At 64.6% G+C, this 19,438-nt stretch carries 20 protein-coding genes; 14 read left to right on the top strand and 6 right to left on the bottom strand.

The window, feature by feature from the left end; translation table 11 throughout:
* Window positions 1–171 precede the first annotated feature (171 nt).
* A complete protein-coding gene (locus NFH98_RS20450; RefSeq protein ID WP_045994480.1) occupies window positions 172–384 on the bottom strand; it encodes a PA3496 family putative envelope integrity protein in 213 nt (70 codons plus the stop codon).
* 298 nt (window positions 385–682) lie between these two features.
* Here NFH98_RS20450 and hexR point away from each other — a divergent pair, with 298 nt between their 5' ends.
* The 4 genes from hexR to NFH98_RS20430 all read left to right on the top strand — a co-directional run bounded on the left by hexR (window position 683) and on the right by NFH98_RS20430 (window position 5,378).
* Window positions 683–1,543 carry a transcriptional regulator HexR gene (gene hexR, locus NFH98_RS20445; protein WP_045994481.1) on the top strand — a complete coding sequence of 287 codons (861 nt, stop codon included), beginning with the start codon at window positions 683–685 and terminating at the stop codon, window positions 1,541–1,543.
* Between the two features lie 84 nt (window positions 1,544–1,627).
* Window positions 1,628–3,832: a DNA helicase II gene (gene uvrD / locus NFH98_RS20440; RefSeq protein ID WP_108449567.1), complete on the top strand. Its 2,205-nt coding sequence runs from the start codon at window positions 1,628–1,630 to the stop codon at window positions 3,830–3,832.
* Window positions 3,833–3,871: 39 nt separating this feature from the next.
* Entirely contained in the window at window positions 3,872–4,087 is a 216-nt protein-coding gene (locus tag NFH98_RS20435; protein ID WP_258183932.1) for an aquaporin, read from the top strand.
* 190 nt (window positions 4,088–4,277) lie between these two features.
* Complete coding sequence (locus NFH98_RS20430; RefSeq protein ID WP_108131970.1) at window positions 4,278–5,378, top strand: TRAP transporter substrate-binding protein; 1,101 nt, start codon at window positions 4,278–4,280, stop codon at window positions 5,376–5,378.
* A gap of 182 nt (window positions 5,379–5,560) precedes the next feature.
* On the opposite strand, the gene NFH98_RS20425 is transcribed toward NFH98_RS20430, so the two are convergent.
* Entirely contained in the window at window positions 5,561–5,968 is a 408-nt protein-coding gene (locus tag NFH98_RS20425) for an acyl-CoA thioesterase (protein WP_124804648.1), read from the bottom strand.
* Between the two features lie 244 nt (window positions 5,969–6,212).
* Between NFH98_RS20425 and NFH98_RS20420 the strand changes: the two genes are divergently transcribed.
* The 7 genes from NFH98_RS20420 to NFH98_RS20390 all read left to right on the top strand — a co-directional run bounded on the left by NFH98_RS20420 (window position 6,213) and on the right by NFH98_RS20390 (window position 12,952).
* Window positions 6,213–7,154 (top strand): PstS family phosphate ABC transporter substrate-binding protein, encoded by a 942-nt coding sequence (locus tag NFH98_RS20420; protein ID WP_349623092.1) that lies wholly within the window; start codon window positions 6,213–6,215, stop codon window positions 7,152–7,154.
* Between the two features lie 84 nt (window positions 7,155–7,238).
* Entirely contained in the window at window positions 7,239–8,447 is a 1,209-nt protein-coding gene (locus NFH98_RS20415) for an ABC transporter permease subunit (protein ID WP_045994486.1), read from the top strand.
* The gene (gene pstA, locus NFH98_RS20410; protein ID WP_348827326.1) at window positions 8,444–10,009 is read left to right on the top strand and encodes a phosphate ABC transporter permease PstA; all 1,566 of its coding nucleotides are present in this window, start codon (window positions 8,444–8,446) and stop codon (window positions 10,007–10,009) included. The genes NFH98_RS20415 and pstA overlap by 4 nt, the downstream gene beginning before the upstream one ends.
* A gap of 86 nt (window positions 10,010–10,095) precedes the next feature.
* Window positions 10,096–10,869, top strand: coding sequence for a phosphate ABC transporter ATP-binding protein PstB (gene pstB, locus NFH98_RS20405; protein ID WP_348828149.1), 774 nt, complete (start codon window positions 10,096–10,098; stop codon window positions 10,867–10,869).
* A gap of 32 nt (window positions 10,870–10,901) precedes the next feature.
* The gene (gene phoU, locus NFH98_RS20400) at window positions 10,902–11,636 is read left to right on the top strand and encodes a phosphate signaling complex protein PhoU (protein WP_108131973.1); all 735 of its coding nucleotides are present in this window, start codon (window positions 10,902–10,904) and stop codon (window positions 11,634–11,636) included.
* A 139-nt stretch (window positions 11,637–11,775) separates the two neighbouring features.
* Window positions 11,776–12,504 (top strand): sulfate transporter CysZ, encoded by a 729-nt coding sequence (cysZ, locus tag NFH98_RS20395; protein ID WP_108449564.1) that lies wholly within the window; start codon window positions 11,776–11,778, stop codon window positions 12,502–12,504.
* Between the two features lie 112 nt (window positions 12,505–12,616).
* Window positions 12,617–12,952: a YnfA family protein gene (locus tag NFH98_RS20390; protein WP_197037082.1), complete on the top strand. Its 336-nt coding sequence runs from the start codon at window positions 12,617–12,619 to the stop codon at window positions 12,950–12,952.
* Window positions 12,953–13,126: 174 nt separating this feature from the next.
* On the opposite strand, the gene phoR is transcribed toward NFH98_RS20390, so the two are convergent.
* The 4 genes from phoR to NFH98_RS20370 all read right to left on the bottom strand — a co-directional run bounded on the left by phoR (window position 13,127) and on the right by NFH98_RS20370 (window position 17,049).
* Window positions 13,127–14,455 carry a phosphate regulon sensor histidine kinase PhoR gene (gene phoR / locus NFH98_RS20385; protein WP_349623091.1) on the bottom strand — a complete coding sequence of 443 codons (1,329 nt, stop codon included), beginning with the start codon at window positions 14,453–14,455 and terminating at the stop codon, window positions 13,127–13,129.
* 60 nt (window positions 14,456–14,515) lie between these two features.
* Window positions 14,516–15,205 (bottom strand): phosphate regulon transcriptional regulator PhoB, encoded by a 690-nt coding sequence (gene phoB / locus NFH98_RS20380; RefSeq protein WP_045991649.1) that lies wholly within the window; start codon window positions 15,203–15,205, stop codon window positions 14,516–14,518.
* 114 nt (window positions 15,206–15,319) lie between these two features.
* Window positions 15,320–16,213, bottom strand: coding sequence for a 4-hydroxybenzoate octaprenyltransferase (ubiA, locus tag NFH98_RS20375; RefSeq protein WP_045991650.1), 894 nt, complete (start codon window positions 16,211–16,213; stop codon window positions 15,320–15,322).
* A gap of 197 nt (window positions 16,214–16,410) precedes the next feature.
* Window positions 16,411–17,049 (bottom strand): chorismate--pyruvate lyase family protein, encoded by a 639-nt coding sequence (locus NFH98_RS20370; protein WP_349623090.1) that lies wholly within the window; start codon window positions 17,047–17,049, stop codon window positions 16,411–16,413.
* 161 nt (window positions 17,050–17,210) lie between these two features.
* Here NFH98_RS20370 and NFH98_RS20365 point away from each other — a divergent pair, with 161 nt between their 5' ends.
* From NFH98_RS20365 to NFH98_RS20355, 3 genes are all read left to right on the top strand, one after another.
* Entirely contained in the window at window positions 17,211–18,371 is a 1,161-nt protein-coding gene (locus NFH98_RS20365) for an FAD-dependent oxidoreductase (protein WP_349623089.1), read from the top strand.
* A gap of 342 nt (window positions 18,372–18,713) precedes the next feature.
* Window positions 18,714–18,989: an HU family DNA-binding protein gene (locus NFH98_RS20360; protein ID WP_045991652.1), complete on the top strand. Its 276-nt coding sequence runs from the start codon at window positions 18,714–18,716 to the stop codon at window positions 18,987–18,989.
* Window positions 18,990–19,080: 91 nt separating this feature from the next.
* Window positions 19,081–19,437: a hypothetical protein gene (locus tag NFH98_RS20355; RefSeq protein WP_045991653.1), complete on the top strand. Its 357-nt coding sequence runs from the start codon at window positions 19,081–19,083 to the stop codon at window positions 19,435–19,437.
* The last annotated feature ends 1 nt before the right edge of the window (window position 19,438 follow it).

Raw genomic sequence — 19,438 nt, 5'->3', positions numbered from 1 at the left:
TTCAGGCGACAGACACCTGATGGCGAGTCTCGTCGGTGCGATTCTCGCAAGGGATGGGCCGGCCGTCGCTCGAGCCAGCGGCCAGGCCCCGAATTATGGTACAGACCCGCGTTGTTGGCGGTCTGGCGCACGTCGGGCCGGCGGCCACGCGTGCTGGTTCAGTCTACCGGGTCAGTGCATTTCGTCGTCGTTGCCGTCTTCTGGCAGTTCGGCGATGTCTTCGGATAGACGCTTGAATTCCCGATGAAGCTCGATGCCGCGGCGGGCTCGCAGGTTGCGTTGGGCCGCGGTGCGGGAGCGCCTTTCGTGTTCGGCGACTTCCATGCTCATGAAGATGTCGAGGAGTTCACTCTTGACGGAGGATAACCTTTCGACATTACGCATGATCGATTCTCCTATGCAGTGAATGTGCCGGCATCCAGGACGCTGCGCGACACTGCCCTTTTACTATACCCCAGTTGACAAAAAGATGACGGTGTGGACGTCAATCCTGCAACGTTCTGCCAACGCTAGAAAAAAATCCATCCGGTTGAGCAGGGGCGGCCTGGGGGCTCGATGCATGACGCAGCACAGGGCGCATTTGACGCCGTCATGGGGCATACTGGAACCAGACCGGATCGATAGCGACGGGCATTGCGCCCTGCCAGCTCCGGGTCCTCCCAGCCAGTCAAAGGAGTAGAGGGTGAGTCGCGCGCTGTTTGATGAAATGCGACGTCGCATGGAGCACTTCCGTCGGTCGGAGCAGAAGGTCGCACGCTTCGTATTGCGCAACCCCGACGAAGTTATCCACATGCGTATCGTCGATCTGGCCACCGAGGCCAAGGTCAGCGAGCCCACGGTGGTACGCTTCTGCCGGGCCCTGGGCTGCAACGGCTTTCAGGACTTCAAGCTGAAGTTGGCGCAGATGCTGGCGTCGGGCAGCCAGTTCGCGCAGTTCTCGATGAATGACAGCGACTCCGTGGCCGAGTTTTCCCACAGCATCTTCGATTCCACGGTGGGGACCCTGCTGTCGATCAGGGACCGGCTCGACAACGAGGCGTTGAACAAGACGATCAACGCCCTGGCCATGGCCAATCGCGTCGAGTTCTACGGCTACGGAGCTTCCGGTGCGGTGGCCTTCGATGCTCAGCACAAGTTTTTCAGGCTGCAGATTTCCACCGCCGCCTACGCCGATCCGCACATGCAGAACATGTCGGCGGTGACCCTCAAGGAAGGCGACGTGGTGGTGGCGATCTCGCAGACCGGCCGCACCCGGGCACTGGTGGCCAGCGTCAAGCTGGCACGGGAGGCGGGCGCCACCGTGGTCGGTCTTTGTCCCAGCGGCTCCCCCCTGGCGGACGAAGTCGACCTGCCGCTGTACATCGATGTGCCCGAAGACACCGAGATCTACACGCCCATGAGTTCCCGCATCGCCCATCTGGTACTGGTCGACGTGCTGGCGGTGGGAGTGGCGAAGACCCGGGGCCCCAAGCTCGCCGAGCAGCTCAAGGCGGTAAAGCGCAGCCTCAACCCACTGCGCTATCCGGAGTCCGATCCTTCCTGACCGAGGGCGCCCTGCCTGTCCATTTATCCAGCATCGCTGTGATAGACTGGGCGCCCATTTTCGATCTCGAGCGGTGCCTTCTCCATGGACGACGTCACGGCGATCATCGACGGCCTCAATGCGGCGCAGCATGAGGCGGTCTGCGCTCCCCAGGGCAATATGCTGGTGCTCGCCGGCGCCGGTTCTGGCAAGACCCGCGTGCTGGTCCATCGCATCGCCTGGCTGATGCAGGCGGAAGGTCTCTCGCCCTACGCGGTGCTGGCGGTGACCTTCACCAACAAGGCCGCCAGGGAAATGCGCACTCGCCTGGAGGCGTTGCTGGGGATCTCGCTGCGCCACGTCTGGGTGGGTACCTTTCACTCCATCGCCCACCGCCTGCTGCGTACCCATTGGCAGGACGCTCGTCTGCCCCAGCACTTCCAGATCATCGACTCCGATGATCAGCTACGTCTGATCAAGCGCCTGTTGAAGGACAACAAGATCGACGACGAGCGTTTTCCGCCCCGTCAGGTGCAGTCGTTTATCAGCGGCTGCAAAGAGGAGGGATTGCGTCCTCACCAGGTCCGGATCAACGGTGACGCCTACGTGGAGCAGATGGTGGCGCTGTATGACGTCTACCAGCTGACCTGCGAACGTGGCGGCCTGGTCGACTTTGGCGAGCTGCTGCTCAGGAGCCTCGAGCTGTTGCGCGACAATCCTGCTCTGCTGGCCCACTATCAGGAGCGCTTCGCCCACGTACTGGTCGACGAGTTCCAGGATACCAACACCCTGCAGTATGCCTGGCTGAAGCTGTTGACCGGACAGCGCACGCCGATGACGGTAGTCGGCGATGACGACCAGTCGATCTACGGCTGGCGCGGGGCACGGGTGGAGAACATTCGTCGCTTCGAGCAGGAGTTCAGCGACACCAAAACGGTGCGCCTGGAGCAGAACTATCGCTCCACCAGCGCCATCCTCGACGCCGCCAACGCCCTGATCAAGCAGAACTCGGATCGCATGGGCAAGGAGCTGTGGACCGCCGGCAGTCGTGGCGAACCGATTTCGGTCTACGCCGGTTTCAACGACATGGAGGAGGCGCGCTTCATCGTCGACACCATCAAGGAAAAGGTCGACGAGGGGTTCAAGCGCCAGGAGGTGGCCATCCTCTATCGCTCCAACGCCCAGTCCCGCGTCATCGAGGAGACCCTGATCCGCCAGGGCATGCCCTACCGCATCTACGGGGGCCAGCGCTTCTACGAGCGCCTCGAGATCAAGAACGCCCTGGCCTACCTGCGGCTGCTGCTCAACCGCGACGACGATGCCTCGCTGGAGCGGGTGATCAATGTCCCTGCCCGCGGTATCGGTACCCGCACCGTGGAGGGACTGCGCGATCGTGCCCGTCGTACCGAAGTGTCGCTGTGGCAGGCGATCCACGACACCCTGGCCGAAGGCTCGCTCAAGGGGCGTGCGGCCAACGCCGTGGGTGCCTTTGCCAATTTGATCGAAGGCCTCGACAACGACACCTCGGGGATGGCGCTTCACGAGATCATCGCCCACGTGAATCAGCGCAGTGGACTGATCGACCATCATCTGAGCGAGAAGGGTGAAAAGGGGCAGGCCCGGGTCGAGAACCTGGAAGAGCTGATCAACGCCGCCCGTGCCTTCACCCAGGGTGAGACGCTGGACAACGTCGAAGCGGGGGAGGGCATGGCCGCGCTGGAAGCCTTTCTGGCCGAAGCTGCCCTCAACGCCGGCGAGCACGAGGCCGACGAATTCGAGGACAGCGTCCAGTTGATGACGCTGCACTCGGCCAAGGGACTCGAATTTCCCATCGTGTTCGTGGCCGGGGTCGAGGAAGGCCTGTTTCCCCACCGCATGTCGCTGGAAGAACCCGGGCGCCTGGAGGAGGAGCGCAGGCTCTGCTACGTCGGGGTCACGCGCGCCATGCAGAAGCTCTACCTCACCCACGCCGAGATCCGGCGCATGCATGGCAAGGAGACCTTTCAGCGCCCGTCACGCTTTCTGCGTGAGCTGCCGGAGTCGCTGCTCGAGGAGGTGCGTCTGCGTGGCCAGGTATCGCGTCCGGTCAGCGCCCGGCCAGCGCCGTCGCGCTTCGCCCAGACGACCGTGGAGGCGAGCGGCGATCTACCTGCCTTGTCGCTGGGCCAGCGGGTGCGCCATCCGGTATTCGGTGAGGGGGTCATCCTCAACGCCGAAGGAGAGGGCGAGCGGGCCCGTGTCCAGGTCAGCTTCGAAGGCCACGGCGACAAGTGGCTGGTGCTGGGCTTCGCCAAGCTGGAGGCACTGTAGCGGGGTCTCAGTCTAGTCATCAAGGCGCCGGTGACCGCCATGGGCCTGCTGACACTGATCCATCTGATCAGCATCCCGGTGACCAACACCTCGGTCAATCCGGCGCGCAGCACGGCGGTGGCGGTGTTCGTGGGTGACTGGGCGCTGGCGCAGCTGTGGTTATTCTGGGTGGCGCCGCTGATCGGTGGTGTGCTGGGTGCGCTTGTCTACCGCCTGATCGGAAGCGCTCGACCGGTGGGCGAGCAGGCGACCTGAGGTGACTTGAGCAAGACGCAGGAAACCGGCCCGGCCATCGCCGGGCCGACCTGCATGGTGGTGGCTTGCAGGCGAATTTCGCTTTGCCGCATACTGCTTGGCGGACACCACGCCGAGCGCGGGGAATGGCGCTTCAGCGCGGCTCTCTGCGCTCCCGGCGTCGACACTACAAGCTTCAGGAGCTCGCCCCATGGAACGTCGTTCCTTCCTCAGGACAGCCGGCCTCGGCGCCGCCGGCGTGGCCGCCGCCCCCTTCGTCAATACCGCCAGCGCACAGGAAACCATCACCTGGAACATGGTGACGTCCTGGCCCAAGAACTTTCCGGCCCTCGGCACCGGAGCCAACGATCTGGCAGCGCGTATCGAGCGGATGTCCGGCGGACGCATGAAGGTCAGGGTCCATGGTGCCGGCGAGATGGTACCGCCGATGGAGGTCTTTGACGCCGTGTCCCAGGGAACCGCCGAGATGGGCCACTCCGCTTCCTACTACTGGCGGGGAAAGGTCGCGGCTTCTCAGTTCTTTACCGCCGTGCCCTTCGGCATGACCACCACCGAGACCAACGCCTGGCTGTACTACGGCGGCGGCCAGGAGCTGTGGGACGAGCTCTACGCCGACCACAACCTCAAGCCTTTCGCGGTGGGTAACACCGGCACCCAGATGGCTGGCTGGTTCAAGAAGGAAATCAACTCGCTCGAGGATATGCAGGGCCTCAAGCTGCGTCTGCCAGGGCTCGCCGGCGAGGCGATGGCCGGGATCGGCGTGACCACCCTGACCATTCCGGGTAGCGAGATCTTCACCTCCCTGCAGACCGGCGTGCTCGATGCCGCCGACTGGGTGGGGCCCTACAATGATCTGGCCTTTGGTCTGCATCAGGTGGCGGACTACTACTACACCTCGGCCTGGAATGAACCCAGCGCGGTGCTGGAAGGCACGGTCAACCTGGATGCCTGGAATGCGCTGCCCGATGACCTCAAGGCGGTGGTCAACGAAGCCGCCAAGGCCTCCAACCTGGCCATGATCAGCGAATTTGCCTTCCGCAACGCCGAGGCCCTGGACGCTCTGGTCAACGAGCATGGCGTCAAGCTGCGCTCGTTTCCGGAGGAAGTACTGGCGGCCCTGCATGACTCCTCGCAGCAGGTACTGCAGAAGCAGGTCGACAACGACGAGGCGTCGGCGCGGATCTACGAGTCCTATCGCAATTTCCAGCGCCAGGTCCGCAAGTTCTCTGACGTCGGTGAGTTCGCCTACCTGAAGGCCCGCGATAGCGTGCTTGGCCAAGGCGAGTCCTGACGCCAGGCAAGGCTCAAAAGTGGTGGCGCAGACCCGGCGGTGACGGGCCTGGCGAGGTGATGAAGGCTAGCGACGGAAAACCAGGCGCGCCACGGGCGCGCCTCTCTTGAAGGGCTATCTTGCAGGTCTAGCTCGCACCTCTCTCTCGCCGGTCGCGTTCCCAGCTCTTGCTGAGGTATCGCTCAGGTATCGGATCGGACGCCGCGTATACGCCCGTTGTCATCCAGTGCCACCATCACATGGCGCGCCTCGGTGACCTTATGCAGGTCGGCGTCTTCGGCGTCCTGGAGGGACCGGATCCAGACCTCCACGTCGATCTTGATGGAACTGTGGCCGATATCGCGCACCTCGGTGTAGACGCAGACCAGCGAGCCGACACGCACCGGGCACAGAAAGTCCATGCCTTCGATGGCGACGGTGGCGGTACGTCCCATCGCCTCGCGGCTGGCGGTCCATTCCGCGGCCTGATCCATCAGGCCCACCAGCCAACCTGCCGGGATATCGCCGTGGGCATTGGTATGCTGTCGTGTCGCGGCCAGCTGGAGCGTCAGCTGTCCCTTTGGCACGGGAACGTCATCGAGTTCTGTCATCATGGTGGGCGGCGCCTGGTCGTGGATGTTGTTGTGTCGTCATGGTACCCACCCGGGTCAGTCTTTCTCTACCGTTGGTGTCATGAAACGCCCAGGGGAGCGCATGTCTAGGTTGTCGCGTTGCATAGGTGCGCTCAAGCGCACGCTGTTGGCTCCCAGCCGGGGGCCGAGAACGCTGTCGATAGCGGTGTCGAGCGAAGCGCCGGCAGCGGTGTCGAGAGTGGCGCCGGGAGTGGCGCCAAGAGTGGCGTCGAGGCTGGTCTCGGGCCTGGTGCTTTCCGCCATGCTGGTGTCGGCGAAGGTTGCCGCCCATGACGTGGCCGGCTCTCTCGATGCGGTAGGCTCGGATACCATGGCGGAGTTGATGCTACGTTGGGGCGAGCAGTTCGAAGAACAGCGACCGGGGGTCAGGCTGCAGCTTCAGGTGGCCGGTTCGGCCAGTGCACCGCCTGCCCTGATCGCCGGCACCACCCTGCTGGGCCCCATGTCCAGACCCATGCAGGAGGACGAGTCCGCGGCCTTTCTCGAGCGCCATGGCTACGCGCCGACGCCGGTGGTGGTCGGCAAGGATGCCCTGGTGGTGGTGGTCAATCGCCACAACCCCTTGTCTCGACTGTCTCGAGCAGAGCTCGATGCGATCTTTTCCGACACCCTCGCGTGCGGTGCCAGCGAGAGCATCGAGCGCTGGCAGCAGCTGGGGCTCGAGCGCCCGGGGGGCACCATCCACCTGTATGGCCGCAACGCGGTCTCCGGCACCCATGGATTGTTTCGTCGCCGCGCCCTGTGTGACGGCGAATTCAAGGTATCGGTCATGGTGTCGGCGGGCTCTGCCGCCGTGGTGGCCGCCGTGGGTGACGATCCCGCAGGCATCGGTTACGCCGGCCTGAATCACTTGAATGCGGACGTCAAGGCGGTAGCGATCGGCAACGCCGAAGGCGGGATTCTTCCGCGCCGACAATCGCTGCGAAGCGGCGGCTATCCGTTGTCACGGGACCTGTTGATCTACGTCAATCGCCCACCCGAGGGCGAGCTTCCCGACGTCGAACGGGCCTTTCTCGACATGGTGCTGTCACCCTCGGGCCAACGGGTGGTCAAGGAGCTGGGTTTCGTGGCGCTGCCGCCGTCTGTGCTGGCCGCTCAGCGACATGCCCTGGGGCTGGCTGAACTGCCACGGGACGGGCCTTGAGAGATGCCAGGCCCCGGCCGGGTTGTCATCTGGGTGTCATGAAGTTGTCGTAATCTTTCGCTATACACCGATGGCCCAAGATCAATGTCTGACCCTTCTCCGATAACCTCACTGCACCAGACGAGACAGCGACGTGACCGCCTGGCGACCATGCTGATCACGGCCGGAGGGGTTGGCGTGCTGTTGGCGGTGGTCGCCATTGCGGTATTTCTGCTGGTCGAAGTGCTGCCGCTGTTCTGGCCGGATGGCGCTAGCTTTCCGCTGGAGGCGCTGTGGTCATCGCCAGACGTGAGCGGCGAGCCCGAGTATCGCTGGCTGCCCCATCGGCTGGATGACGCCGCGGTGCCCCAGGCGAGCCTGGCCCCGCTGTTGTGGGGCACCCTGGAAGCGGCCGCCTGGGCGTTGGTGGTGGCGATTCCCTTGGCCCTGGGTGCTGCGGCGCACTCCAGCCTGTACATGTCTCCCGGCCTGCGCGCACGGCTCAAGCCGACGCTGGAGCTGATGGAGGCGATGCCCAGCGTGGTGCTGGGGTTTATCGCGGGTCTGGCGCTGGGGCCCTGGGTCGAACGTCACCTGGCGCAGTCGCTGTCGATTGTGGTGGTGCTGCCCGCGGCGGTGGTGCTGCTGGCGTTGGGCTACCGGTGGTTGCCCGATCGGCTGAAGGCTGCCCTGACGTTACGCTGGGCGGCCCTGTGGTTGATACCCTGTCTGTTGCTGCTGGTGTGGCTGGCGATGAGTGTGGCGCCGATGTGGGAAGGATGGTGGTTCGATGGCGACCTGCGCCTGTGGGTCGAGGAGTCCTGGGGGCTCGACGTGCAGGCACGCAACGCCTTGATCGTCGGGCTGGCCATGGGTTTTGCCGTGATTCCCGGCATCTACGCGCTTGCCGAGGATGCGCTGAGCGATGTGCCTCGGGAGTTGGCCGAAGGCGCCCAGGCCATGGGCGCGACCCGCTGGCAGACGCTCACCCGGGTGATGCTGCCGGTGGCGCTGCCAGGTGTCTTTTCGGCGATCATGATCGGCGCCGGGCGCGCCGTGGGCGAGACCATGATCGTGCTGATGGCCAGCGGCAACAGCGCGCTGATGACGGCGAGCCCGCTGGATGGCTTGAGGTCGCTGGCCTCGAGCATCGCCATCGAACTGCCGGAAGCCGCACCCGGGGGCAGCCACTATCGGCTGTTGCTGCTGGCGGCGCTGGCCCTGTTTGCCTTCACCTTTCTGGTCAACACCCTGGCCGAGGTGGTGCGCGCCCGCCTGAAGCGTCGTTTTACCCGGCGTAAGGGGGACGCATGAAGATTCCCGGCCACACCGCGGTGGGCATGCCCGGCAAGCGGCGCACCCGAGAGGGCCCCTGGGCCTGGTTGGCAGCGGCCTCGGTGGCGCTGTCGCTGATCATGCTGGGGGCCTTGCTGGTGCTGTTGAGCGTCAAGGGCCTGGCCAATTTCTGGCCAGCGACGGTCCACCAGTTGACCCTGAAGAGCGGTGAGATGGTGATAGGGGTTCCCCTGGAGACCCGCGAACTACCCTCCGGGCAGGGGCTGGAGCGGCGCTATCTGACCGCCAATCGTGATGACGGCGGTGGCATCTGGCGGTGGCTCGCCAATGACCAGATCACCGAAGACACCACGCCGGAGGATCTGGTGGTGCTGGAGCGGCGCCACTGGGGCACCTTCCTGGGGCGTCTGGTGGCCTTGCAGTCGGGTGATCAGCGCTTGACCGGTCCGGATGCCTGGACGGTGCTCGAGTCCCGGCTGAAGGAGATCAATGCCCTGCGCGACGAACGTCGGCGTCTGACCCACGACGAGATATTACCGCTGATCCGCAGCATGGAAGACCAGGATGGCCACCGCTCGGAGGATCGGCGTCTGGCCGACCTGCAGCGCCGGGCCAGTGAGCTTCAGCAGCGCATGCAGGGTGACCTGGTGGTGCTCGAGAATGGTCAAGGGCGCCGTCAGGAACAAGCCCTTGCCGAGATACTCGAGGCCTGGCGCCCCAACGCCATGGCCTGGCATGAAAAACTCGGCCACTGGGTGCGGGAGCTGTGGCAGTTTCTGTCCCAGGGGCCACGCGACGCCAATACCGCTGGTGGCGTCTGGCCGGCGATCTTCGGCACCATCCTGATGGTGCTGTTGATGTCGATTCTGGTCACGCCCTTTGGGGTGCTGGCGGCGGTCTATCTCAATGAGGTCGCCCACCAGGGTCGATTGACCCGACTGGTCCGGATCGGCGTGCGTAATCTGGCCGGGGTGCCGTCCATCGTCTACGGCGTGTTCGGCCTGGGGGTCTTCGTCTATGGCATCGGCGGCAGCATCGATCGCTGGTTCTTCGAATCGACGCTGCCCTCGCCGACCTTCGGCACCGGCGGGCTGCTGTGGGCCTCGCTGACCCTGGCGCTGTTGACCTTGCCGGTGGTGATCGTGGCCACCGAAGAAGGTCTTTCGCGGATCCCGCTGCACCAGCGTGAAGGCGCTCTGGCGCTTGGGGCCACGCGCTTCGAGACCTTGACCCGGGTGGTGTTGCCGATGGCCACGCCGGCGATGCTGACCGGCCTGATCCTGGCGGTGGCCCGGGCCGCCGGCGAGGTAGCGCCGCTGATGCTGGTCGGGGTCGCCAAGCTGGCGCCACAGGTGCCGCTGGACGGGGAGTTCCCCTTCCTCCACCTTGAAAGGAAGTTCATGCACCTGGGGTATCACATCTATGACGCGGCCTTTCACTCCAGCGATGTCCAGGCGGCGATGCCGCTGGTATATGCCACAGCGCTACTGTTGGTCACGGTGATTCTGGTGCTTAACCTGACTGCAATATTCATGCGTCACTATTTGCGTAAGCGTCATGGTGCCCCGGTGCGCCGATGATGCAGGGAGAGGCAATGTCCATCGATGGCGAGCTGCCCAAGCGTCAGCTGGCCCAGGCAAGACTGGGAAATCGACGCGGGGCGGTCATGGAGTTTTCCGCGGCCGATACCTGCCTGGATATCCAGGGTTTGACCCTGGCCTATGGCGGCAAGACGGCGCTCAAGGATCTGACCCTGCGCATTCCACGCCATCGGGTCACGGCCTTTATCGGGCCGTCCGGCTGCGGCAAGTCGACGCTGTTGCGCGCCCTGAATCGTCTGCACGACCTCAATGAGGACGTCAGTCGTCAGGGTCAGATTCATCTGGATGGCCACGATATCCATGACCCCAGGGTGGCGGTGGCCGAGCTCAGGCGTCGGGTGGGCATGGTGTTTCAGGCACCGAATCCCTTCCCCATGTCGATCTACGACAACGTCGCCTTTGGCCTGCGCCTGCAGGGAGGCTTGAGCAAGCGTCGCATCGACGACGTGGTCGAATGGGCGCTGAAGTCGGCGGCGCTGTGGGAGGAGGTGAAGGGGCGTCTACGGGCGTCGGCCTGGTCGCTCTCGGGAGGCCAGCAGCAGCGTCTGGTCATTGCCCGGACCCTGGCGGTGGAACCCGAGGTGCTGTTGCTCGATGAGCCGGCCTCGGCCCTGGATCCGATCTCGACGCTGAAGATCGAGGAGCTGATTCGCACACTCAAGCCGCACCTGACCCTGGTGCTGGTGACCCACAACATGCAGCAGGCGGCGCGGGTGTCGGACTATACGGCGTTTTTGCACAACGGTGAGCTGGTGGAGTACGGCCCGACCGACACCCTGTTCACGCATCCGCGCCTGAGGCGCACCGAAAACTACATCACTGGACGCATGGTGGGCTAGCGTCCCGTCCCATGCTTCTTCAGGAGACCTTCATGGATATCACCAGCGATACCCACAGCCAGCACATCTCGAGGCAGTTCAATCATGAGCTCGAGGAACTCAAGACCCACCTGATGGCCATGGGTGGCCTGGTGGAAAAGCAGGTGCAGGATGCCGTCAGTTCGTTGCTCGACGCCGACTCTGCACTGGCCTCTCGTGTGGTCGACAACGACCGTGCGGTCAATGACATGCAGGTCAAGATCGACGACGAGTGCACCCGCGTGCTGGCACGCCGTCAGCCGGCGGCCTCTGACCTGCGACTGGTACTGGCGGTGATTCGTGCGGCGTCGGATCTCGAGCGTATCGGTGATGAGGCCAGCAAGATCGCGCGCAACGCCATCGAACTGGTCGACGGCAACAACGGCACCCGCGGCTTCGTCGAGGTGCGCAATATCAGCGAGCACGTGCGCCACATGATGCGTGACGCCCTGACCTCCTTCGCGCGTTTCGACACCGAGCTGGCGATGCAGGTGGTGCAGGAAGACGAGCGGGTCGACAGCGAGTACCAGAGCGCCATGCGCTCGCTGATGACCTTCATGATGGAAGATGCGCGTTCGATCTCTCCGGTACTGGGCATCATGTGGATCCTGCGCGCGCTGGAGCGTGTCGGCGATCACGCCAACAACCTGGCCGAGTACGTCATCTATCTGGTCAAGGGCCTTGATATCCGTCACATCGCCCCTGACGACCTCAACCAGGAACTGCTCGACGACAGCAGCACGTCTTGACCTCGACGCCCTGAGCGGCGTCAATAGGCCGGCCCCGTCAGGGTCGTTGCCTGCACTCTGAGCATCGGGCCATCGTCGAGACGATGGCCCGATGTCGTTGGGGCACTGTCATCTTCAGCCACTGCCAAGGATCGATGTCATGCTGAATGCCCTCGAGGCGGTCCGCCGCGGAACCCGCCTGGTCTATAGCCAGGGCCTGCGTCGTTATGTATTTCTTCCCATTCTGGTCAACCTGCTGGTCTACGCCGGCATGCTCAGCTACGTGCTCGGTGAGTTCGGTGGCTGGCTCGATAGCTGGATGGCCATGGTGCCGAGCTGGCTGGAATGGCTCGACTGGCTGATCTGGCCGTTGTTTGTGGTCAGCCTCGTGCTGATCGTGTTCTTCAGCTTTACCCTGGTCACCCACCTGATCGCCGCCCCCTTCTACGGCTTTCTGGCGGCCCGGGCCGAGGTCGAGCTGACCGGCCGCGAGCCCATCGATGATCGTGGCTGGCTCAAGACCGGTCTCGACGCCCTGGGCAGGGAGCTGTTGAAGCTGGCCTATATCCTGCCGCGCATGATCGGGCTGTTTATCCTGAGCTGGATTCCGGTGGTCAACCTGATCGCGCCGCTGTTGTGGGCGGCCTTCAGTGCCTGGGTCATGGCGATCACCTACCTCGACTACCCGATGGATAACAACAAGGTCAGCTTCGCCGATATGCGCAAGCGCCTGTCGGCGCGCTGGTGGCCGAGTCTCAGCTTTGGTGGCCTGGTGACCTTGATCACCTGGATCCCGCTGGCCAACCTGTTTCTGATCCCCGGGGCCGTGGCCGGCGCGGTGCTGATGTGGGATCAGCACTATCGGCAGTTGCCGGTGGTAAGGCGTTGAGCAGCAGTTTGAGCACCGCTATCGGCGCTGTTGTTGGTTGTAAGGCGTTGAGCAGCACTATCGGCGCTGTCGATGGCCGTACGGCGTCAAAAGGGGATAGCAGGGAGTGGCCATGACGGCGCTGTTGCCAAGTCTTTTGCTCTATATCGCGGCGGCGCTGGCCGAGATCGCCGGCTGCTTTGCGGTGTGGCGCTGGTGGCGAGATGACGCCTCGGCCTGGTGGCTGCTGCCCGCGGTGGCGAGTCTGGTGGCCTTCGCCTGGCTGCTCAGTCAGATCGATGCCGACTACGCCGGGCGTGCCTTTGCCGCTTACGGGGGCGTCTACATCGTGGCGTCGCTGGGCTGGCTGTGGTGGGTCGAGCAGCGCCTGCCGGATCGCTGGGACCTGATCGGGGGAGTGCTGTGTCTGGTGGGTGCCGCGGTGATCCTGCTGGGGCCCAGGAGCTGATGGGAGCACGCCCTGTTCGTTCTGGCGGGGCCTAGGCGCTGTCCGAAAAGTCGACGAGCGAAGGTTAGACAAGGCAAAAATCGGTGAGAAAGCGCAGTTTACGGGGTGTAAATGAGCATTTTGATCCGATTTTTAACGCCGTATTACCGAGCGCAGGCACTTTTCAGACAAGCCCTAGTGCACAGCGCCGGCGCGGCCGAGCGCCACCGGGTCGGCCGCTGCCAGCCGGCTCGAGGGAAAGATGCAGCGGAAGGTTGCGCCCTCGCCGAGTCGGGAGTCGATATCCAGGCGTGCCTCGTGGCGCAGCAGCACATGCTTGACGATGGCAAGCCCCAGGCCGGTACCACCGGTGGCGGTGCTGCGGCCCTTGTCGACCCGGTAGAAGCGTTCGGTAAGGCGTGGCAGGTGCCTCGGATCGATGCCTTCGCCGTCGTCTTCCACCTCGAGGCAGGCGCCTTCGCCGTAGGCACGCCAGCGTAGCGTGATATGGGCGCCGTCACCGGCGTAGCGCACCGCATTGAAGGCCAGGTTGGAGACCGCGCTGTGCATCTCCTTCTCGCTGCCGGTGAGACTGCGCGATTCTTCGACGACGACCTCGATCTGCTGGCGCCCGCCTGACAACGCCTCGGCGTCGCGCTTGACCGCCTGCAGCAGGGTGGTGGGGTCGAGGCGAACGTGATCGCTGCCGCCCTGGTCGTTCTCGAGTCGTGACAGCAGCAGCAGGTCGTTGACCAGATTCTGCATGCGGCGCGTCTGGCTCTGCATCTGGGCGACCCCCTTGCCCAGGCGCTCCGGCAGCATGCCGGCCATGTCGCTGTAGGTCTCCAGGTAGCCGGTGAGCACGGTCAACGGCGTGCGCAGCTCGTGGGAGACGTTGGCGACGAAGTCGCGGCGCATCTGTTCCAGGCGATGCAGACGGGTGATATCGCGGGCCATGACCAGGCGTTCATCGTCACCGTACAGGGTGATCTGGAACTGCAGGATCATGTTCTCGTCGATGGGGGAGGGCAGGCTCAGCGGTTCGCGGTAGTCACGGGCATTGAAGTAGCCGACGAAGCGCGGGTCGCGCAGCAGGTTGGTGATGTGCTGGCCGCGGTCCAGCGCCGGCTTCAGGCCGAGCATGCGCTCGGCGGAGCTGTTCCACCACTCCAGGTCGCCGTGGCGATCGAGCATCACCACGCTGTCGCGCATTGCCTCGGATGACTCCTGGATACGCTGGAGGGTCGAGCGCAGGCGGCGCTGGGTGATCCGCTGGCCCTTTTGATAGCGATAGAGGCGATCAAACAGCTCGCCCCACAGGCCACTGGCGGTGGGAGGTTCCTGCTGGGGGCGGTGGGTCAGCCATTCGTGCATCGCGTGCAGGTTGCGCAGGTGATAGCTGAGCCCAAGCGCCAGGCCCAGGCCGATGCCTACGCTGGACAGCGAGAAGGGCCAGCCCAGCAAGGCGCCGAGACCCACCAGCACGGCCAGGCGCCAGACTTCTCGTCTCCACAGACGACCCACGTCAGTTCTCGGCTCCGTTCACCTCATCCCTCCTGGTGCTGCGTTGCGTCGATGGCTCGCTCAGACCTTGGCCGAAAAGCGATAACCGGTACCGCGTACGGTCTGGATCAGTTGCTGATGGGGTTCCCCCAGGGCCTTGCGCAGGCGGCGGATATGCACGTCGACGGTACGTTCTTCCACGTAGACGTTGCCACCCCAGACCTGATCGAGCAACTGGCCACGGGTGTAGGCGCGCTCCTGGTGGGTCATGAAGAACTGCAGCAGGCGATATTCGGTGGGGCCCATGTCCAGTGACTTGCCGTCGACGCTGACGCGATGGCTGACCGGGTCGAGCTTGAGGCCTTCCACCTCCACCGGGTCCTCGACGCCCCGCGGAGTGGCGCGTCGCAGCACTGCCTTGAGTCTGGCTACCAGTTCTCGCGGCGAGAATGGCTTGGTGATGTAGTCGTCGGCGCCGGCTTCGAGGCCCTGGATCTTGTTGTCCTCCTCACCCTTGGCGGTGAGCAGGATGATCGGCAGCTCTGCGGTGGTTTCCTCGCGCTTGAGCCGGCGGGCCAGTTCGATGCCGCTGGTGCCCGGCATCATCCAGTCCAGCAACAGCAGGTCGGGCTGGTCATCGACGATGATGGCGTGGGCGGCCTGAGCATTGTCCGCCTCGAGCACCCGGTAGTCGGCCATTTCCAGCGCCACCGCGATCATTTCGCGGATCGGGGCTTCGTCATCGACGATCAGTACGGTCTTGGCGGTCATCCCAGGAGCCTCTTGGTCAGGGTCTTACACTCGACGGTGACAAATGACACCACGTCAATGTGACAATTAGATGACATTGTATCCATTGTCGAGCGACCGAGACGGGCATTTCCCTCACCCGAGGGAGGGATAGAGGCTCAGTCCGAGTCCGGCGAACAGCAATAGGCCCGACCAGTGGTTGTTGAGAAAGGCCTGGAAGCAACGGTCGCGGTCACGGCTCTTGATCAGCCGCTGCTGGTGGACAAAGGTCGCGCCCATGGCCAGCCAGCCGAGCCAGAAGAAGCCGCCCAGCGCCAGCAGGCTGCCGGCCCAGGCCAGCAGCCCCAGGGTAGCCAGCTGCAATAGCGCAATGATGCGGGTGTCCCAGCGGCCGAACAGCACCGCGGTGGACTTGATGCCGATCTTGAGGTCGTCGTCGCGGTCCACCATGGCGTATTCGGTGTCGTAGGCCACCGTCCACAGCACGTTGGCGGTAAACAGCAGCCAGGCGACCATCGGGACTTCGCCGAGCACCGCGCCGAAGGCCATCGGAATGGCCCAGGAGAAGGCCGCGCCCAGCACCACCTGGGGGAAGTGGGTGTAGCGCTTCATGAAGGGATAGCTGGCGGCCAGCACCGCTCCGATCAACGACAGCCACACGGTAAAGCCGTTGGTCAGCCAGACCAGCGCGAAGGCCGATCCCAGCAGGCACACGAACAGCACCTTGGCCTCCCGCTCACTGATGCGGCCGGTGGCCAGCGGTCGGTTCTTGGTGCGTTTGACGTGGCCATCGAAGTGGCGATCGGCGTAGTCATTGACCACGCAGCCCGCCGCCCGCATCAGGTAGACGCCGGCGACGAAGATCAGCAGGGTGTCACGGGCCGGAATGCCCTCGGAGGCCACCCACAGCGCCCACAGGGTCGGCCACATCAACAGCCAGGTACCGATGGGGCGATCCAGACGCATCAGCGCCAGAAAGTCGGGAATTCGGTTCAGGTATCCAGGGGGACGCAGCAGCGAACGATCCATCGGTCTCTCTCATGCTCTGGCGCAGGTCAGGCGAAAATGAGGCGTAAGCCGGGCAACAGTCGCTCCTCGGAGAAACATCGCCGAGAAGCCTTGGCGCAGCCTAGCGCGAGCCGACGGCCATGACCAGCCAGGCGGCTCGCTCCGAAGGTGGCGACGGAAGGGCGATGGCGGGGTGACAGCCGGTGAGCGACAGCTAGTCAGCCGGTGGCAGAGGTCGACAGCGACAACGCTCGGCCCATGGCCGGCATAAAGCTCTCCTGCACCAGCAGCACCCAACCGCTGTGACGAAATACCGAGCGGCGTTGCCACAGCCCGGTATAGCCGTGGATCGGCCTGGTGTTACGGCCGACCTGAATGGCGCTGCGTTCGAGATCTGGCTGGCGAAACAGCCAGCTGCCGAGAGAGGTCTCGCCGAGGCCTTCGAAGGGAGCGTCGTGACGCTCGACGATCGGTGCCACGCTGCGCGCCACCACCCAGGGCTCCTCGTCCACGCACAGGGCGACCTCGCGCAGCCAGGCCTGCTCGTCGCTGGCCAGGCCCAGCACGTGGGCCTCGTCAGGCCACGGCAGTCCCTTGGCCTCCGCCAGCAGACGTACGCGAAAGTGCCCGGCGCCTGCCGCCTCGATCAGGCGTTCTGTCAGGGAGTCCCGCGAGGCCAGCCAGGCGTGCCAGTCAGCGGGCACCGCGATGCCACCGGAGGCCAGCGACACCCAGCCGGGGTCGACGATATCGGCCGCGTCGGCATTCGGCGAAGCGGCTGTGGCTGGCGCGGGATTACCCGGTCCGGACCCCGAGCGCTCCCCCAGGGAGCGGAATGTGGAAGGAAGCTGTGTCATGCGGCCTCGGCAGGGCTGTCGTCACCGGAGGGCGGTGCTCCGGTCGGTCGGCGCATAGTGTACCATGTGGCCCAGCACTCACCCGCTGGTGTGGCCCCGTGCGGGCCGGCCCAGCTTCAACAGCGACCGCCCGGCGGTCGTCGGCAGAGTCGAAGGAAGCGATGCAAGGACCCTTGACCATCATCGGTACCGGCATGGCGGGCATAGGCCTGGCACGCCAGGTGCGGGCGCTGGACTCCCACCGACCGATCACCCTGATCAGCGCCGACTCAGGCGATGACTATTCCAAACCGCTGCTGTCCACCGGCTTCGCCAAGGGCCTGGCGGCGGACCGGCTGGCCGCGCGCTCGGCGCTGGAACTGGCCGACCAACTGGGCGCGGTGGTACGTCCCCACACCAGGGTCGATGCCATCGATCTGGCGTCGCGCACCCTGAGCCTGGGCCAGGAACGCCTGCCCTGGTCGGATCTGGTGATTGCCACCGGTGCCAGCCCCGTGGCGCCCTTCGAGATTCCCGATGCCTTGGCCGGACGGGTGTTCTCGATCAATGATCTCGACGACTATCGGCGTTTTTCGGCTGGCCTCGAGGCGCTGGGGCGCCCGGCTCGGGTGGCCATCGTCGGCCTCGGACTGGTCGGCTGTGAATTTGCCAACGATCTGCACGCCGGTGGTCATCGCGTCTGCCTGGTCGGCCCTGAACCCTCGTTGCTGCCCAGGTTGCTGCCCCGGCGGCTGGGTCAGACCCTGAGCCAGGCCTTCATCGAGGCCGGCATCGACGTCATCCATGGCCGTCTGGTGAGCAGGCTCGAAGGTGCCGGTGGTGACATCGGTGTGCACCTCGACGACGGCCATGAGCTGGAGGCGGATATGGTGCTGGTGGCCACCGGTCTGAAGCCGCGCTCTCGGCTGGCGCGAGAGGCCGGTATCGCGACAAATGGTGATGCTATCGTCGTCGATCACTACCTTAAAAGCTCCGATCCTCGTGTTCATGCGCTGGGTGATGTGGCCTCGGTGGATGGCGTCAATGCCATGTACGTGCAGCCGCTGCAGGCTTCGGCCAAGGCGCTGGCTGCGACCCTGTGTGGTCGTCCCACCCAGGTGCGTTACGGGCCCTGGCCGGTGCTGGTCAAGACGCCGCTGCTGCCGGTGGTGGCGCTGCCGCCGATGACCGACAAGGTGCATTGGCGAATCGAGGCTGACGGCGAGGATATCAGCGCCCTGGCCGAGGATGACGAAGGGCGTCTGCAGGGCTTTGCGTTGACGGGAAAATGCGTTCGTCGGAAAGTCGAACTGGCGCGGGCGGCACCGCCGTTGCTAGGCTAGGTTCGTCAACGGCGCGGGTTGTACGCGATACAGCCGTCGTTGAAGGTGCCACCGAGGCAGGGCAATTCTATCGGCGACGACCGCCACGACGTGTGGCTGGCCGGTGTCGTATCGCCGATTTCGTTCCGATGGAAGAGGCAAGGTCCCGTCGGCGGTGGCTCTCGTTAGTCGAAAGACAGTCAGGAAGCGCTGAGCGCACCGTGATGTTCATCGTCGTGGTCAACGATCCTGTTGTCACGGCGCAGGGCCGGGGACTGCCCGTGTGGACACTCGGACAGTGTTTCCATAACAATGATGCCGGTGTCACGGCACCGGAGTATCAAGCCAAACCAGGAGGGCTGTATGCGCAAGCCAGAACTCGCCGCGGCGATTGCCGAGCGTGCCGATCTATCCAAGGACAAGGCCAGCCAGGTGTTGAACGTCATCCTCGACGAAATCACCGGTAGCGTGTCTTCCGGCCAGGACGTGTCGTTGATCGGCTTCGGCACCTTCACCGTGCGCGAGCGTGCCGCCCGCACCGGCAAGAACCCTCAGACGGGCCAGCCGCTGAAGATTCCCGCCAGCAAGACAGTCGCCTTCAAGCCCGGCAAGGGGCTCAAGGACGCAGTCGCCCGCTGAGGTGACGACTACCACCGCCTGTCCTCCAGGCGGTGGATCGATATCGCGGCCCGGTAGCGGGCCGCGCCTACCCGTCGACCGGTGAGGCAACATGACCCTGAGACTGATGCTGTGGCTGCTGGGCGTCATGCTCAAGCGGGCCTTCAAGCGCAAGGCGCGATTCCGCGAACGTCTGCAAGACCGGGGTGGGCTCGACTGGGGCATCGCCACCGAAGATCTGTCCATCGCGCGCCACTATCGCATGCGCCCCACGGGGATCGAGAGTCAGCGTGGACTGCCGGTGGATCTCGATCTGGAACTACGCTTCCAGGACAGTCAGACCGCGATCAAGGTACTCCGGCGCCCCTCCCAGCGCACCTTCCTCGATGCCATGATGGCCGGCCAGCTTCGACTGGTGGGCGACGCCCAGGATCTTGATCGGCTGCAGCGTCTGCTCAAGCACCTGTGAG

Source organism: Halomonas sp. H33-56, from assembly GCF_040147035.1.
GTDB classification, from domain to species: Bacteria; Pseudomonadota; Gammaproteobacteria; order Pseudomonadales; family Halomonadaceae; genus Halomonas; species Halomonas litopenaei.
Note: the sequence above shows the minus strand (reverse complement) of the source record. Positions and strands in the feature narration are given on the sequence as shown.